This window comes from Rheinheimera hassiensis (assembly GCF_022436675.1).
Classification (GTDB): Bacteria; Pseudomonadota; Gammaproteobacteria; order Enterobacterales; family Alteromonadaceae; genus Alishewanella; species Alishewanella hassiensis.
Window position 1 is genome coordinate 1 of sequence record NZ_JAKUJZ010000013.1, and the last position, 16794, is coordinate 16794.

At 49.4% G+C, this 16794-nt stretch carries 11 protein-coding genes; 6 read left to right on the forward strand and 5 right to left on the reverse strand.

Annotation, left to right across the window (positions count from 1 at the left end; all coding sequences use genetic code 11):
- Positions 1-153: 153 nt before the first annotated feature.
- Positions 154-1290 carry a hypothetical protein gene (locus MJX74_RS20775; protein ID WP_240224952.1) on the forward strand — a complete coding sequence of 379 codons (1137 nt, stop codon included), beginning with the start codon at positions 154-156 and terminating at the stop codon, positions 1288-1290.
- Positions 1291-1378: 88 nt separating this feature from the next.
- Here the strand turns inward: MJX74_RS20775 and mtnA are convergent, their stop codons facing one another.
- Positions 1379-2410 (reverse strand): S-methyl-5-thioribose-1-phosphate isomerase, encoded by a 1032-nt coding sequence (gene mtnA, locus MJX74_RS20780; protein WP_240224954.1) that lies wholly within the window; start codon positions 2408-2410, stop codon positions 1379-1381.
- 87 nt (positions 2411-2497) lie between these two features.
- On the opposite strand from mtnA, the gene mtnK reads away from it, so the two are divergent.
- A complete protein-coding gene (gene mtnK, locus MJX74_RS20785) occupies positions 2498-3700 on the forward strand; it encodes an S-methyl-5-thioribose kinase (RefSeq protein WP_240224956.1) in 1203 nt (400 codons plus the stop codon).
- Positions 3701-3719: 19 nt separating this feature from the next.
- Positions 3720-4634, forward strand: coding sequence for an exo-alpha-sialidase (locus MJX74_RS20790; protein WP_240224958.1), 915 nt, complete (start codon positions 3720-3722; stop codon positions 4632-4634).
- On the opposite strand, the gene MJX74_RS20795 is transcribed toward MJX74_RS20790, so the two are convergent.
- Both MJX74_RS20795 and MJX74_RS20800 read right to left on the reverse strand, forming a co-directional pair.
- The gene (locus MJX74_RS20795; protein ID WP_240224960.1) at positions 4631-5230 is read right to left on the reverse strand and encodes a thioredoxin family protein; all 600 of its coding nucleotides are present in this window, start codon (positions 5228-5230) and stop codon (positions 4631-4633) included. The two genes, MJX74_RS20790 and MJX74_RS20795, sit on opposite strands and share 4 nt — an antisense overlap.
- 37 nt (positions 5231-5267) lie before the next feature.
- Positions 5268-7343, reverse strand: coding sequence for a protein-disulfide reductase DsbD family protein (locus MJX74_RS20800; protein ID WP_240224962.1), 2076 nt, complete (start codon positions 7341-7343; stop codon positions 5268-5270).
- Between the two features lie 281 nt (positions 7344-7624).
- Between MJX74_RS20800 and MJX74_RS20805 the strand changes: the two genes are divergently transcribed.
- The 3 genes from MJX74_RS20805 (at position 7625) to msrA (ending at position 12584) form a co-directional block, all read left to right on the forward strand.
- Positions 7625-9820, forward strand: coding sequence for a TonB-dependent receptor (locus tag MJX74_RS20805; protein WP_240224964.1), 2196 nt, complete (start codon positions 7625-7627; stop codon positions 9818-9820).
- A gap of 326 nt (positions 9821-10146) precedes the next feature.
- The gene (gene ltaE / locus MJX74_RS20810; protein ID WP_240224966.1) at positions 10147-11229 is read left to right on the forward strand and encodes a low-specificity L-threonine aldolase; all 1083 of its coding nucleotides are present in this window, start codon (positions 10147-10149) and stop codon (positions 11227-11229) included.
- A gap of 77 nt (positions 11230-11306) precedes the next feature.
- Positions 11307-12584, forward strand: coding sequence for a peptide-methionine (S)-S-oxide reductase MsrA (gene msrA / locus MJX74_RS20815; RefSeq protein ID WP_240224968.1), 1278 nt, complete (start codon positions 11307-11309; stop codon positions 12582-12584).
- Positions 12585-12592: 8 nt separating this feature from the next.
- Here the strand turns inward: msrA and MJX74_RS20820 are convergent, their stop codons facing one another.
- Positions 12593-13921: a mechanosensitive ion channel family protein gene (locus MJX74_RS20820; protein ID WP_240224970.1), complete on the reverse strand. Its 1329-nt coding sequence runs from the start codon at positions 13919-13921 to the stop codon at positions 12593-12595.
- Positions 13922-14049: 128 nt separating this feature from the next.
- On the reverse strand, positions 14050-16680 hold the full coding sequence (gene ppc / locus MJX74_RS20825; RefSeq protein ID WP_240224972.1) for a phosphoenolpyruvate carboxylase: 2631 nt from the start codon (positions 16678-16680) through the stop codon (positions 14050-14052).
- Positions 16681-16794: the final 114 nt, after the last annotated feature.

Here is a 16794-nt window from a genome sequence, read left to right on the forward strand (position 1 = left end):
TTGGCGACCGATCTGATCGCGCAAACCGCATTGAGTTCCTTTCCCTTAGTGATCTACTGTTAGGAACAGTTATTTAGGATTGAAGCAATTGATATTATAAGTGAGAGACTAGATCTTTATGATGTACTTGGTGAGAGCGGACGGTCTATATGTATGCAAACTGTTAAACGCTGCCTCAAGGAAGCACTTTCACTTAGTGTTGCGGAGAATGACTACCACTCAAACAGAAAGCGCCAAGATCTTATCGAAGCCTGTTTTTCTTTGGATGCACAGTTTGCATCATCACTGTCATCATTGACCGCTAACGATGAAGCTAAAACACATCTTATTCAAGAGAAGCTCAAACAACACCAAGAAAATAAAAATTTGGAAGATAGCTTTTCATCAGGAGGAAGCATTCAGCTTAAACGGAATCTAGCAAAGAAATTCTCTAGCTTCTGTGTAAAAGAACTTGGACTACTGAATGCAAATAAAGCAGCAAAACGAAGAAATCAGGAACTTTTCAGCTTCCTTAAAAATGTCTCGGAACTAGATAATGTTCAATTATTTAATTTACTTAGCTATTTTATTTCTGCTTATGGAGATACGTTAAATGGCTCTAACAGTAAAACTAAAGATAATTTAGAATCTGTATTTTCAGCTATAATAGAAAACTCAAAGTTTTTTTGCAGTCTCTACAATATAAGTCATCATATATCCCTGCCAAATACCATTGGAAATAGCGAAAATATTTTTTTGAGTATTGATGACTGCTCCAAAGAGACAGCTGAAAGATTTATATATAATTGGGTAAGCAGTAATAATCTAAACTCTATATTAATATCTGAGCCTTATTTCACGCTTTCTGACTTAGAATTTATATTTGATGCCATTAACAGAAACAGTTCTACAGAGATCACATTGCTATCTAGCTTACATCAATATAAAGAGCTAATGAAATCTTGCAATGAATCTGGTCACTTCGATTTGGATTCTTATGTAGAAAACCATTGGCGGGAATTTGTCTCTCCGGGGAAATCACCATATATTAAGTTCATATTTTTCGGTGAGGAGAGTTCAAGTGACCCTATTATACACGACCGTTGGTGGATGTCAGTCAGTGGTGATAGTGGAATAAAGTTGGGGACATCTATTAATGGAATTGGTAACAAGCTTAGCGGCATATCTTCTCTGACAAATAATGAACTACTTGGCGCCTATACAGAAATGAATGGATACGCTGAATGCCGCCTAAGATCCACAAAGCTAGGTGAACGTATTTTATATAGAACTATCCAACTTAGCGTATAAATATCAGGCATATTATTTCTTAACAGGCTTTCGAGATCGTGCATACGAATATTTTTAATTCAAGGGCCTGTTTTTTTATATTGTTGAACTAGTTTTTTGCATTACATTTTAACACCCCGGCGGCGATATCAGCCTGTGAGTAAACGCCGGTATCCAGCACCCAGCCGGTAACCAGCGCTGCGGGTGTAACATCAAACGCCGGGTTAAATACCACCGCATCTTCCGGTGCCCATATTGCTTTACCAAAAGCGCCGCTGACACCGCGCACTTCATCACCATGGCGCTGCTCTATCGGTATTGCGCTGCCATCACTGCAAGCTAAGTCTACCGTGGTATGCGGCGCCACCACGTAGAACGGCACCTTATGATAATGCGCCAGCACCGCCAGTGAGTAAGTGCCAACTTTATTTGCGAAATCACCATTGGCAGCGATGCGATCGGAGCCGACAAAAACACGATCCACCTGCCCGCGAGCCATCAGCATGGCGGCCATATTGTCGCAAATCAGCTGATACGGAATGCCAAGTTGTTGACATTCCCAGGCTGTTAAACGCCCGCCCTGCAGCAATGGCCGGGTTTCATCTACCCACAGGCGGATATTTTTACCCTGCTGATGTGCCAGATTAATTACGCCAAGGGCAGTACCTACACCGGCCGTGGCCAGACCACCGGTATTGCAATGCGTTAATAGCTGTTCGCCCTGTTGTACCAAAGCGGCGCCATGGCGCGCCATATTCAAGCATAACTGCACATCTTCAGCGAACAGTTGCCCGGCACAATCAATAGCAGCTGTTTTAAAATCACTCTGTGCCAGTGCAGCTATCATGCTGTCGAGGTTATTCATCAGATTAACTGCCGTAGGCCGGGCTGCGCGCAATACTTCGGTATCCAGTAACAACTGCTCACGGCTGTCGCCAACGCTGGCCCGGTAGGCCAATAATAAACAAGCACCAATACCAATAGCAGGCGCACCGCGTAACTGTAGTGCTTTAATCATGGTAACCATGTCGTTAACTGTCTGACAAAGCAGCCATTTCTGCTGTTGTGGCAGTAAGGTCTGATCCAGCACATACAGCTTACCCTGCTCGGTTTTCAGGCTTAGTGCCGTTAAGTTTTTCATAGCTTATTCCTGTTTAGCGTTGCAGACGTCTATAAGGTTTGCGATTATGCAGCCCTGCTATTTTCAACACAAGCGATGAGAGCCAGGATGACAGACTACCGTACCTTTACCACTGACGATGCAATGCGCTTTGCCGATGAGCACAGCGGCCTGTTTGGCGATCACAGTAAATTAAGCAGCGAAGAATTTGGTGACGGCAATCTGAACCTGGTATTTCGGGTTGAAAACGACAAAGGCACCAGCCTTATTGTAAAACAGGCGCTGCCTTATGCCCGCTGTGTAGGCGAAAGCTGGCCGCTGACAGTAGACCGGGCCCGCATTGAGGCTGAAGTGCTGTTAAAACACCGCAAACTGTGCCCGGACCATACAGTTGAAGTGCTGCATTACGATGCCACACTTGCCGCCATCCTGATGGAAGATTTAAAAGATTACCGCATTGCGCGCACCGAGCTTATCGCCGGTAAACAATTTGAACATCTGGCGCCACAGCTGGCGACCTATCTGGCGAATACGCTTTACTACACCAGTGATTTCGCCTTAACAGGCCCGAATAAAAAGCAGCAGGTCGGCCAGTTTTTAAACCCGGAGCTGTGCCTGATTACTGAAGACTTATTCTTTACCGACCCTTACTGCAACCACGAACGGAATAATATTCACAGCGAAATACGCAATGACGCCCTGCAACTATGGCATGACGAAGCCCTGCAAGCAGAAGTAGCACAACTAAAAGCTGGCTTTTTGTCTAAGCCACAGGCACTACTGCATGGCGATATGCATACCGGCAGCATCTTTATTAACGACGATAACTGTAAACTGATCGATGCTGAATTTGGCTTTTATGGCCCGATTGGCTTTGATGTTGGCAGCCTGATAGGTAATTTGCTGTTGAACTACCTTGGCCATTTCGGCCTGACACAAGACACTGAAGCACGCCAGCGCCATCAGGATTATCTGTTGTCGCAAGTGCAAACCCTGTGGCAGAACTTTGAAAAGCAATTTAAACAGCTAATGAGCAATGAATGCCGTGAACCCACGCTGCAAAACAGCGTATACCAACAACGCTTTATACAGCAGGTGTTTGCCGATGCTCTGGGTTATGCTGGTTGTGAGCTAATCCGTCGCACAGTTGGCCTGGCCCATGTTGCCGATTTGGACAGCATTAACGATGGTACCTTACGCGCGCAAAGCGAGCGCAAAGCGCTGAAGCTGGGCCGCGAACTGATTATGCAGCGCAACGAGCTTGCAGGTACAGAACAAGTGCTTACGCTGGTACGATACCAACAAAATTAACCCGGACGGAAACTGCCAGATGACTTCTCTTATACTGCAAAGTGTTAAAAACATCTGGCAACAGGCGCCACACAACGCCTTTACTGATCTGATTGCCTTTAACGGCGCGCTGTGGTGCGTATTCCGTGAAGGCAGCGATCATATCTCGCCCGATGGTGCCTTTCGCATTTTGCAAAGTAGCAACGGTAATCAGTGGCACAGTGTTGCACTTATTAGCATGCCAGACGCCGATTTACGCGACGCAAAATTCAGCCTCACCCCGGCCGGCACTCTGCTGCTATTGGGTGCAGGTGCCTTACATGACAGAACCCAGCACAGCCATCAGTCATATATCTGGCAATCTGACGATGGTATTTGTTGGTCTGAGCCGCAGCCAGTAGGTGAGCCTAATATCTGGCTGTGGCGCATGACATGGCAGCAAAAGCTGTATGCCTTGGGGTACAAGGTAGGCCAGCCCCGATTTGTCCGGCTGTACAACAGCACAGATAGCAACAGTTTTACTGCCGTTAGCGATATTTACAGCGGCAGCTATGCCAACGAAAGCGCACTGCTGTTTGAAAACGATGGCACGGCACTGTGCCTGCTACGCCGTGATCCGGAACATGGCCTGTTTGGCAGCAGCCAGCCACCCTACACTGACTGGCACTGGCAAGACAGTGGTTGCCGTATTGGTGGCCCGCAGTGTTTACAACTACCGGATGGCCGCCTGCTGGCCTGCGTGCGTTTATACGATGACAAAGTACGCGCCAGTTTATGCTGGATTGACCGGCAAACCGGTAAGCTGAGTGAAGCCCTTTCCCTGCCTTCCGGCGGCGATTGCAGTTATGCCGGTATGGTGCTGCAGGGCACTAAACTGTATGTCAGTTACTATTCATCGCATGAAACAACCACAGCCATTTATCTGGCCGTGGTTTCTGTGCCGTTGGTTAATTAATACTTAATACTGCAACCATAAGGCCTGGTTACTGCCGGATCGGGTTTTTCACCGGCCAGTACCGCTTTGGCGGCGTTGGCAAAAAGTGGTGTGGCTTTGCTGATATCGTCCACTTTGGCAGACGGAATACTGTCGATACCCCCCATATACTGCAGCACACCAGCTTTATCGATGACATACATATGTGGTGTGGTTTTGGCGTCATAAGCTTTACCTACTGCACCGGTTTCATCAAATACCACGGCCGTAGGTGCTGAATTGCGGCTGGCGGTAAGTTCGTCCGCTTTGGCCGGGCTAACGTAGCCCTGCTTACCCGGTGCCGAAGAAATAACAGTAAGCCATACGACATCCTGCCCTGTCAGGTCACTCTGCAGTGCCTGCATATTGCCACTGTAATGTTTCACTACAAACGGGCAATCATGGTTAGTCCATTCCAGTACCACATTTTTACCGGCAAAATCTTTTAAGCTATGGCTATTACCTTTGGTATCCACCACAGTAAAGTCAGGGGCCGCCGTGCCTACTTGTGGTGCCGCATTTAAACCCAGCGACAATAATGCTGCCGAGGCAGACAGTACCAGATGATGTAATTTCATAATGTTTACTCCTGTATTATCCGGGCCAGGCAGGCCGTTAAGGTTGACTACTCAGTCGCGCTAACGTCTGCGGCAAAGTGTCAGGGGTTAAAATCTGTGGCAGCACTTGTGGCGGCTGCCCCGGCCAGTACAACACATACAACGGCACACCATCACGCTGATACAACCGTAAATACTCTGTTATAGCGCTGTCACGCAGTGTCCAGTCGCCTTTTAAGTAAGTCACATCGTACAACGCCAGCGCGGCTTTGCTGCTATCGGTGTTTAGCGCCATCCGTTCGTTTACCAGACAGGTAATACACCAATCTGCAGTCATATTAACCAGCACCGGCTTACCCTGTTCACGCAGTTGCTTAAGTGTAGCGGCAGACCACGGCTGCCAGTGTTGTGTATCATTGCTTTGCGTCTGTGGTACTGCCTGTTTGGGCGCCAGCACAGGTAACACCAAAGCAAGCAGCACCAGCAACAGCGCAAAACCTGCACCAACGCGGCCAACCTGAGCCAGTTGCTTACGGCCCCATAACCAGCATGCTGCGGCCACACACACCAGACCAATTAACAGCAATGCCTGCGCATCAACCCCGACCTGACGGCCATATACCCACAGCAGCCAGACAGCACTTAAATATAACGGATACGCCAACACCTGCTTTAATGTGTCCATCCAGGCACCGGGTTTGGGTAATAGCCGGGCAAAACCCGGTACAAAAGCCAGCAACAAAAACGGCAGCGCCATCCCCAACCCCAGCGCCGCAAATACCAGCAGGGCCACCGGGGCGCTTTGGGTTACCGCATAGCCCAGTGCAGAGCCCATAAAGGGCGCAGTGCAAGGGCTGGCCACCACGACTGCCAGTACACCAGTAAAAAATGAGCCTTTGCCACCTTTAACGGCGGTAAGGGCGCCGCCGGTGTTCATCAGGCCCAAGCCAAACTGCACAACACCGGATAAACTTAAGCCCAGCGCAAACAACAAATAAACCAGCAACGCTACCATATAAGGGCTTTGTAACTGAAAGCCCCAGCCAATAGCCGCACCTGCGGCACGCAACGTAATAAGTAGCAGCGCCAAGGCAACAAAACTGAGTGCCACTCCGGCACTGTAGAATAGCGCATCACGCTTTTGCTGTGCCTGTTGTGTGCTGTTAGCCGCAATGCTCAGCGCTTTTAGCGACAATATCGGGAATACGCAGGGCATTAAATTCAGGATCAGGCCGCCGGCTGCGGCCATCAGTAAAATTAACCACAACGCCGTGCTGCTTTGCTGACCCTGAGTTACCAGAATTTCGACAGCGGCTTTTTCATTACCTGCCAGTTGTCCGCCTTTTGTCAGTTGCACGCTGTAGGCGGTATCGGCGCTTATCAATACCAGTTCAATTTGATCTTCCACGCCGGAAAAATAGGTATTTAGCGGTTGCTGCAGCAGTAGCTGCGTGCCCTGCTGGCTGATTTGCTGCTTTGCTGCATGATCAACCAACTCACTGGCCGCAACAAAAAATGCCGTTATGTCTGTCTGCTGCCAATCGATTACGGCAGAAAAAGCCCCGCCGGAGGTATCAAACTGGCCACTGATATTAAGCGGCTGCGGCCGTTGCTGTTGTGCCTGGCGAAATAAAGCGCTCTGCTCATCTGCTAAAATAGCATTGCTGCCCACCGGCAACATCAGGCGAAATTGTGCTTCGGCTGGAATACAGATTTCTTCACATACCAGCCAGTCGGCCTGTAACTGAATATCAATAGTGTCAGAGGCATAATCAGCCGCAATGTGAAGATCAGACAGCAAAACTGTGTTGCCTTCAAAACCGTAATTTACTAACGGCGGTATAGCGATAGCGTGTGGCGTCGGCCATTGAATATTACCAGCCGTTACGCCTTCAGGCAGCCGCCAGCTTAGGCTGGTCGCCAGGCCCGAGTCACCGGGGTTTTGCCAGTAAGTATGCCAGTGTTCATCAGGCACAAAATGCAGCGCCAGCCGCACAGTTTGCCCCGGTGTTACCTGCTGATACTCACTTACCAATTCTGCTTTAAGGTGTTTGGCCGTTTGCCAGCCCGTTGTTGCGGCGTGCCCACTGCTTAGCATCAGGCAGTAAAACAATAGAAAAATTACACTGCGCATTGTTCTTACGTATATAGTTCTTACGTATATAGTTTTCACGTATATAGATCTCTCATATAACGCTCTCAAATAGTGCATTTATGTATCGATACGAGCCTACACTGCTTTTGATCATGCCGCCGACAAAATAACCCCAAAACTCCGCTAAGTTGAGTATTTTTTGCGACAAAATGCTATATTAAGCCCGTTTAAACGTAACAAATGCTGTGGTCACTCCAGCAAATTAAGCGTTAATAAACGCACACAAAAAAATCGCAATCCTCAACAAAAGGTTCATCTTAATGAAGCTATTTACTAAGTCGGTGTTGTCAGCGGCCATTCAGGTCGGCCTGTTTAGTGCAGCTGTTGGTTTTTCTCCTGTGTTACTGGCACAGGAAAGTGACAAAGACCAAAGCGGCAAGCAGCAGGAACTGGAAACCATTACTGTTACCGCGCAAAAGCGCAGCCAGAGTATTCAGGAAGTGCCGATCTCTATCGCCACCCTGTCTGGCGAAAAGTTTGACAGCATTTTCTCTTCTGGAGATGACATTACCGCGCTGGCCATCAAGGTGCCAGGCCTGTATGCCGAGTCTTCTAACGGCCGTGTTGCACCACGCTTTTATATCCGTGGTTTAGGCAATACCGATTTTGACTTAGCTGCATCACAACCGGTGTCCATTATTATGGATGACGTAGTGATGGAGAACGTGATTTTAAAAAGCTTCCCGCTGTTTGACGTGCAGCAAGTAGAGGTTATTCGTGGCCCACAAGGCACGTTATTCGGCCGTAACACCACTGCCGGCATTATTAAATTTGACAGTGTAAAACCGCGCCAGGACTATGATGCCTATGTGAAGACAACTGTAGGCACTTTAGGCCAGTTAAATCTGGAAGGCGCTGTTGGTGGTGGACTAACCAATGAGTTATCCGCCAGGATTTCATTGTTGTCACAAAACCGTAGCGATTGGATTGATAACGCTTACCTTGGCGAAAACGATGCAATGGGTGGCTATCAGGAACGGGCTGGACGAGTACAGTTTTTATATGAAACCGCTGACTTTAACGCCTTACTAAATCTGCATAGCCGCAATTATGCCGGTACAGCATCAATGTTCCGTGCCAACGTGTTTACCAAAGGCAGCAATAATTTAAATGAAAACTACGATAGAGACACGGTTTTCTATGATGCAACAGTAAACAACCCGCAAGAGTATGATAGCTGGGGCGGATCGCTGAAATTTGACTTTATGCTTGATGGCATGACATTAACAAGCATTTCATCATACGAAACAGCTGCGGGCTTTTCACAAAGCGACGTCGACGGCGGCACTATGGAAGGGCCAGGCTTTATCCCGTTTCCATCGGCCACCCGGGATGAGCTAAACGACCTTGAGCAGTACACACAAGAAATCCGTTTAGCCAGTGACACAGATAATGCTTTTAGCTGGCAAGTCGGCGGTTTCTACTTTGACTCAAGCTTTGGTGTAAATACCGTTGGCGGTGCTATTGATCCGGCTCTGGTTTTTCACGGCAATACCAGCTGGGCACTTTTTGGCCAGGGCACTTATCAAATAGATGACAACTGGAATGTCACGGCTGGCGTTCGTTACACTGATGACGAAAAGACGTTAAGCACTACTGTACCAAACAATGATCCACTGAAAGTGACAGACGACCAAATTAGTTGGGAGTTAAGTACTAACTACCGTTTGACAGATAAAACCAGCGTATTTGCCAGAGTGGCTGACGGTTTCCGCGCTCAATCTATTCAGGGCCGTAATATTGCTTTTGCAGAGCCTGCAACAGTGGCTGACGCAGAAACTATTATGTCCTATGAGTTTGGTGTGAAAAGTGATTTGTTGCAAAACACCTTACGCCTGAACGCAGCGGTGTTTTATTACACTATTGATGATATACAAATATCTGTTATCGGTGGCGAGCTAAATGGTAATACGCTTGATAACGCTGATAAGGGTGTCGGTTACGGTTTTGAGACAGATTTTGATTACCGTATACTGCCGAACCTGAGCGTAGGTGGCGGTTTTAGCTACAACAAAACCGAGTTTAAAGACAGCAACACTGTAGTAGGTGGCTGTGGCTTTGGTAATTGTACAATTCTGGACCCTGTTAACGCAGACGGCAGGCCATTTATTGATGGCAACCCTTTCGCACAGGCGCCTGAAACTATTCTGACATTAAATGCCCGTTATAGTTATCCGGTAACCAGTGGCGAGATCTATGTTTATACAGACGTTGCGCTGCAAGGTAAAACCAATCTGTTCCTGTATGAGTCAGCTGAATTTCAAACAGATAATCAGCACGAAGCAGGCTTACGTGTCGCTTATATCAACTACAACAGCAACTATGAAGTGGGTATTTTTGGCCGTAACATTACAGACCAGGACAATGTAAAAGGCGCAGTAGACTTTAACAACCTGACTGGTTTTGTTAACGAGCCACGCACCTTTGGTGTTGATTTTAAAATCAGCTTTTATTAATTGTTGAGTTAGGTATAACAGCCGGTTCGTCTGCATTGGACGAACCGGTTTGCTCACACCAACACGCCGTAAACCCATCCTTGGGGGCTCGATTATAAACTTCATCCATGAAGTTTATCCTTCGGACCAGCATAGCTGTTCAAGTTCGCTCCCTGCGAATTTGTCAGCATCCTGGCCTGCAACGGTTGGCTTAGAGCAAACCGCTTCTCCCTATGGCGTTCACATCACTTTTATCCAGCGAATAAATCTGCGCTTTTATCGATTCTGATTGCACACTTGCTTTGCCCCACTTAGTCTGTCGCCATAGTATTTTTCTGGAGCAACACATGCCGGATTTTCGCAGCGATACCGTAACCCAACCCTCTCTTGCCATGAAAGAGCGCATGTTCAACGCAGCCTTAGGCGATGACGTATTTAACGACGATCCCACCACGCTGGAATTACAACGTTACGCTGCCGATATGCTTGGCTTTGAAGCGGCGCTGTTCGCGCCCAGTGGCACCCAAACTAATCTGATTGCCATGATGAGCCATTGCCAGCGCGGTGATGAAGCCATCGTTGGCCAGCAGTGGCATACCTACAAATGGGAAGGCGGCGGCATGGCGGTATTAGGTTCTATTCAGCCGCAACCGCTCGAGCTGCAAAACGACGGCTCCTTGTTGCTAAGCGATATTGCCGCAGCAATAAAACCCGACGATCCGCATTTTGCCCGCACGCGCTTAATTGTGATTGAAAACACCGTTGGCGGTAAGGTTTTACCGCTTAGCTATATGCGTGATGTGGCGGCACTGGCAAAAGATAAAGGCCTGGCCTGCCATATTGATGGTGCCAGATTGATGAATGCCGCTGTGGTGCTGGCACCACAACATAATGTTACACCACAGCAAATGGCACGTCAGCTGTGCGCGGGTTTTGATTCGGTATCGCTGTGTTTATCTAAAGGTTTAGGCTGCCCGGTAGGGTCGTTATTGCTGGGCTCAGCTGATTTTATCGCCCGGGCTAAACGGGTACGCAAAATGCTCGGCGGTGGTATGCGCCAAACCGGCATTCTGGCCGCGGCTGGCCTGCATGCGTTGGAGAACAATATTAATCGTCTGGCAGACGACCATGCTAATTGCCAACGTTTAGCCGATGGCCTGGCCGTATTGGCGGCGCAGCTACCGGCACTGCAGGGCCAGATTAGCGTTTTGCCGGTACAGAGCAATATTTTATTTACCGACCTCAGTCTTGAGCTGGCAGAGCGTTTGCTGCCCTATCTGGCTGAATGCGGCATCAGGCTTACCAGCAGCAATTACCAGAGCACCAACGGTGCCATTAAACGCGTACGCTGGGTATGCCATCTGCAAATAAGCAGTGCTGATATTGAGCAAACACTGCAGCATGTTACCGATTTCGCCAGACTGAATTAACCCCAGGCTGAAAGCAAATGCACCTTTTGCCTGTCTGTTACGTAAGCAGTACAACGTAACAACAGGCAGAGGTAATTATGGCCCGCTCCACGTTATTAAAACTCTTCACAGCGTTAATGCTGCTTGGCAGCAACGCACAGGCGCAGGACAACACTATGCCGGCTACAAATCACAGCGACACTATCGTTGTTGGTGCTGGTTGTTTCTGGGGGGTAGAAAAACGCTTTGAAGCCATGGATGGTGTAATTGATGCCGTATCCGGCTATGCCGATGGCAATGGTGTCGAACCTACTTATCGCACTATTACGCAAAAGCGCAACCAGCATAACCCGAACAACCATGCCGAAGTGGTGCAAATTAGTTATAACCCGGCAGTAATCAGCCTGACTACTTTACTGCAGCACTACTTTGAAATGCACGACCCGACCCAGCTAAACCGCCAGGGCAATGATATCGGCACTCAGTACCGCTCAATTATCCTGACTAACAGCCAGGCGCAGACTGATGCTGCACAACAGATGCAGGCCGCATATCAGTTATTACTAAGCAAAGCCGGTTACGGTGCCATTACCACACAAATAAAGCCGTTACGCGCGTTTTTCCCGGCAGAGCAGTATCATCAGGACTATATCGCGAAAAACCCTAACGGCTACTGCCCGGATCATAGCACCGGTGTGCGATTTGCCAACGACAACAAGCCGCAAACAGCAGCGGTGGATAACAGCGCGCTGCTAAGCGGTAAGCACATTTTGGTGATAGATTCTGAAAACTATTGCCCGTACTGTGAAAAATTTAAAGCTGACGTCGCTAACAGTTATAGCGGCGATATTCCGCTGCAGTTTCGTTATGCCAGCCAGCTGGACGGTTTAACGCTGAAAACCGCTACCTGGGCTACACCGACCATTATATTGCTTGAGAACGGCAAAGAAGTGTTTGGTCGTCAGGGCTATTTAAACCCGGCCGAGTTTTACCTGTTATTGGGTAAGTTTAAACTCGGTGACAGCGAAGCTTTTAACGTCGCCTTTGATGAAGGTACCGACGGCCGCTTTTGTCAGCAATATGAAATTTTTAAAAACACCCCCGATGGCGTTTTTATTGATAAACTCAGTGGCGCAGTGCTATTTGACACCCGCGACCGCTTTGACTCCGGCACCGGCTGGCTGTCCTTTACCAAAGCCGTTAACGGTGCGGTCATTGAAAAAGCGGATAACCGCTATGGTATGCGCCGCACAGAAATTCGCGCCAAAGTATCCGGCATTCATTTAGGCCATGTGTTTAACGACGGCCCCAATGGCCGCCCGCGCTACTGCATTAACGCTACCGTGCTGGACTTTGTGCCGCGCACACAAGGTTAATCTAGCTGCTAACCGGCGCCACTTTCTTTGGCCGCCGGTAGCAGGTTTTCCTCGTCTGACTGGCTTAATTCAGCATTAAACTGCTGCTCAATACTGTCATCAGTACTAACGTCTACCATCGCTTCAGGCTGCAAAGGTTTAGCAGGGGCTGCAGCCAGCGGCTGCACGGGTTTTATGTCTTGTCCAGCGTTAGTTTCAGCCATATGGATGCGGTAAATCGGCTCTGGCATTTCAATACCGGCGTGATCGAAGGCGGCTTTAACCAGCCGGATAGCTTCACTGCGGGCTTTTAAAAAGTCAGTTTCCTGCTGATCAATCCAGGCAAATACGCGCACGGTAACGGCACTGTCGCCTAACTCCTGCACCAGCACCCGGGGCCTGGGCTCCGTTAAAATACCCGGCATAGCCTGCAAGGTTGCAATAGCCAGCTGGCGCACCACAAGTAAATCGAGATCAACTGACACGCCAACGTTAAATTCAAACCGGCGCAAAGGATTACGGGAGAAATTAGTCATCGGCGAGGTAATAATCAGGCTGTTAGGAATGCGTAAGTGGTTGCCATCAAGTGTCATCAGCACGGTATCACGCGATGTTAACCGCATTACTTTGCCGGTCATATCGTTTACCTGAATAGCATCACCAATGGCAAAAGGATTGCGGGTGCTTAGCAAAACACCGGCCAGGTAGTTTTCTACAATATTGCGAAAAGCAAAACCCAGCGCAATCCCAATAACCCCGGCTACTCCCAGCATGGCACTGACCAGCGCGGTAGCATCCAGTAACTCAAGGGCGATCAGAATGCCAATACTGGTGATAATTAAGCGGACAAAGCGCATACCCAGATTGGTGGCAAGCTCGCTTAGCCCGAAACGACGCAACAAAGCACCGCGGTCAGACAGCCAACTACCCGCCAGCGCAAATACGAATACCGCTAACACTGCCAGCAATAACAAAGGCAGCATTTGTACCGTGGTACTGAGCATTTCGCGGAATTTCTCAGCGGCAGGCTCCAGGCGGGAGCGCACGGCCAGTTGTTCCTGCAACTGGTTTTGCACATACACCACACCCTCCAGCCGGCTGGCAATGGCGCCAGCGTCACTTTTCAATTGTGTATTGCCGATTTCGCCGCTCAGTGTCAGCACACCGGCCTGCACATTGATCTCAATATGTTCCATACCGGTTATCGAGGTGGTAATAGCGCGCAGGCGCTCAGCTATCGCCTGATCCTGAGTGGCATTAACCACCTTAATGGGTGCCGCTTCGGTATCATCCTGGGGCATGGCAATGCCATAACCTGGCAGCCAAAACAATATAACGGCTACTAGCAGTGCTTTCATTCGTTCTCCGGTTTTGCTTTAGATAACAGCACTCTAACTATAGCAGCCGGCCAATTACAACTGAGCGTCCGGTCCGGAAAAAAGAAAACCGGCAAATATGCCGGTTTTTTACGTTGCTGACGAGCCTGTTAACCGGAATTTCGCATACCCGCGGCAATACCGGCGATGGTAACCATTAACGCCCGGCTGATCATCGGGTTTACCCGCTCGGGCTGGTGCCGCACTCGATATAACAACTCAGCCTGCAGTATATGCAGCGGGTCAACATAAGTATTGCGCAGCATTATTGATTCACGGATCCAGCTTTCTTTTGCCATTAACGTATCGCTATGAATAAGCTTCAGCAGCAACTGCCGATCATCGGCCAGTTGGCTGCGCAGGCTTTGGCCTAAATGCTTCAGCTCGTCCGGCACCAGCACTTTGTCATAATAAGCGGCTATTTCGCTGTCGGCTTTTAAAAACACCATTTCCAGCATCGACATGCGGGTAGCAAAAAACGGCCATTGTTGCTGCATTTCATCCAGCAAAGCGGCTTTATCCTGCTTGGCAGCGTTGGCTAAGGCGCCGCCGGCACCGAGCCAGGCTGGTAACATTAAGCGGTTTTGCGACCAGGCGAAAATCCAAGGTATTGCCCGCAGGCTTTCCACCCCACCGCTGGGGTTGCGTTTGGCCGGGCGGCTGCCAAGCGGTAACTGGCCCAACTCCTGCTCGGGCGTGGCTGCACGGAAGTAAGGCACAAAGTCTTTATCGTGCCGCACCACACCGCGATAAACCTCACAGGAATCATCTGCCAGTTGTTGCATTAAGTCGCGCCAGCTTTGTTTTGGCACCGGCGGAGGTAATAGCAGGCCTTCGAGCACGGCGCTTGCATACAACGCCAGGCTGCGCTCGGCTAATTGCGGCAAGCCGAATTTAAAGCGGATCATCTCGCCCTGCTCAGTTACCCGCAAACCACCTGCCAGTGAACCCGGCGGTTGCGATAAAATAGCGGCATGTGCCGGGCCGCCGCCACGGCCGATTGTGCCGCCGCGGCCATGAAACAGCGTAAGCTGCACCTTGGCTTGCTGGCAAATGGCTACCAGCGCTTCCTGAGCACTGTACTGCGCCCAGGCAGCAGCAAATACCCCGGCATCTTTGGCAGAATCGGAGTAACCAATCATCACTTCCTGTTTGCCGTTAATGTAACCACGATACCAGTCGATGCTAAGCAGCTTTCGCATACAATCCGGTGCATTTTGTAAATCGCTTAAGGTTTCAAACAATGGCGCTACCGGCATCGGGAAGCTGATACCAGCTTCTTTTAACAACAGTTGCACAGCCAGTACATCAGACGGTTTACCGGCCATTGAAATAACATAGGTGCTTAGCGCTTCGCTGCCATGGCGGGCAACAATATCGCAGGTATCCAGTACTTCCTGCACATCAGCAGACGGCTGCCAGCTTTTCGGAAATAATGGCCGCCGGTTGGCCAGCTCGGCCAGTAAAAACGCCTGGCGGGCGCCTTCGTCCCAGGCGGCATAATCGCCCAGCCCCAGATGCTGGGTTAATTCGCCAAACACTTGCGCATGGCGGCCAGCGTCCTGGCGGATATCCAGTTTTAGTAGGGTTAAGCCAAAAGCATAGGCGCGGCGCAGGGTATCAAGTAACTTGCCGTTGGCAATAACAGCCATACCGCAATCCAGTAACGACTGATAACACAGTAGCAAGGGCTCAAGTAACTGCTGGTTATGCCAGATTAAATCGTTAGGCCGTTGCAAACGGTCATGTTTTAACGCTTCAGTTAACCAGTCGCGGCTGTGCAATAAACCGGTGCGCAGTTTGTTCAGCACCAGCCGGTAAGGCTCACTGGCATCACCGGCGACTTCGCGCAGCGCTGTATTAGCCTGATACATCGACAATTCGCTGCTGAGTAAATCCAGATCTTTAGCAAATAAGTCTGCCGCTTTCCAGCGGCTGAGTAACAACACCTGACGGGTAACCTTAGCGGTAACAAAAGGGTTACCGTCGCGATCACCGCCCATCCAGGAGGAAAACTTCACCGGCGCGGCGTCCAGCGCCAGCCCCTTGCCGGTAGCATCGATCAGCTTGGTATCCAGCTCACGCAAAAAGTCGGGTATCGCCTGCCACAGCGAACTTTCTATTACAGCAAAGCCCGATTTAGCTTCATCTACCGGGGTTGGCCGTTGTTCACGAATTTCATTGGTATGCCAGGCCTGGGCAATCAGCTCACTTAAACGCAGCTCTACTTTTTGTTGCTGCGCTGCACTTAGCTCTTGCTCCAACTCAGTTAAACAGGCGGCAATTTCGGTAAGTTTATGGATAAGTGTGCGCCGCGACACTTCCGTCGGGTGTGCAGTCAGCACCAGTTCAATTGATAAATTGGCTACTGCCTGCTCAACTTTGCTGCTGTCCAGTTGCTGCTGTTGCAACAAACTGAATAACTCCTGCAGCGGCTCAGGTTTTTCAATACTGGTGTGGCCAATACGGCTGATGGTGTGGTGCTGTTCAGCCAGGTTAGCTAAATTCAGAAACTGGGCAAAGGCACGTGCTACCGGCAATAATTCGTCATCAGTTAAACTGCGCAGTACCTGCTTCAGCTTGTCGGCCTGTGATTCATCACCCTGGCGTGCCGCCTTGGATAACAACCGGATCTGTTCTACCCGCTCCAGCAGTGCATCGCCCAATTGGCTGCGGATAGTGTCGCCCAGCTTTGTCCCCAGCAAGCCCACATTGGCTTTTAATGCTGCGTAATGATCCATTCTCGTTGCCTCTGTTACCCATGTTGCACCACCCTAGCGCGTTATGCACTGGTACTCAACAATGATTGATTACAAAAGCGGCAACAGAATTGGTAATACCAAATAACCAGAAAG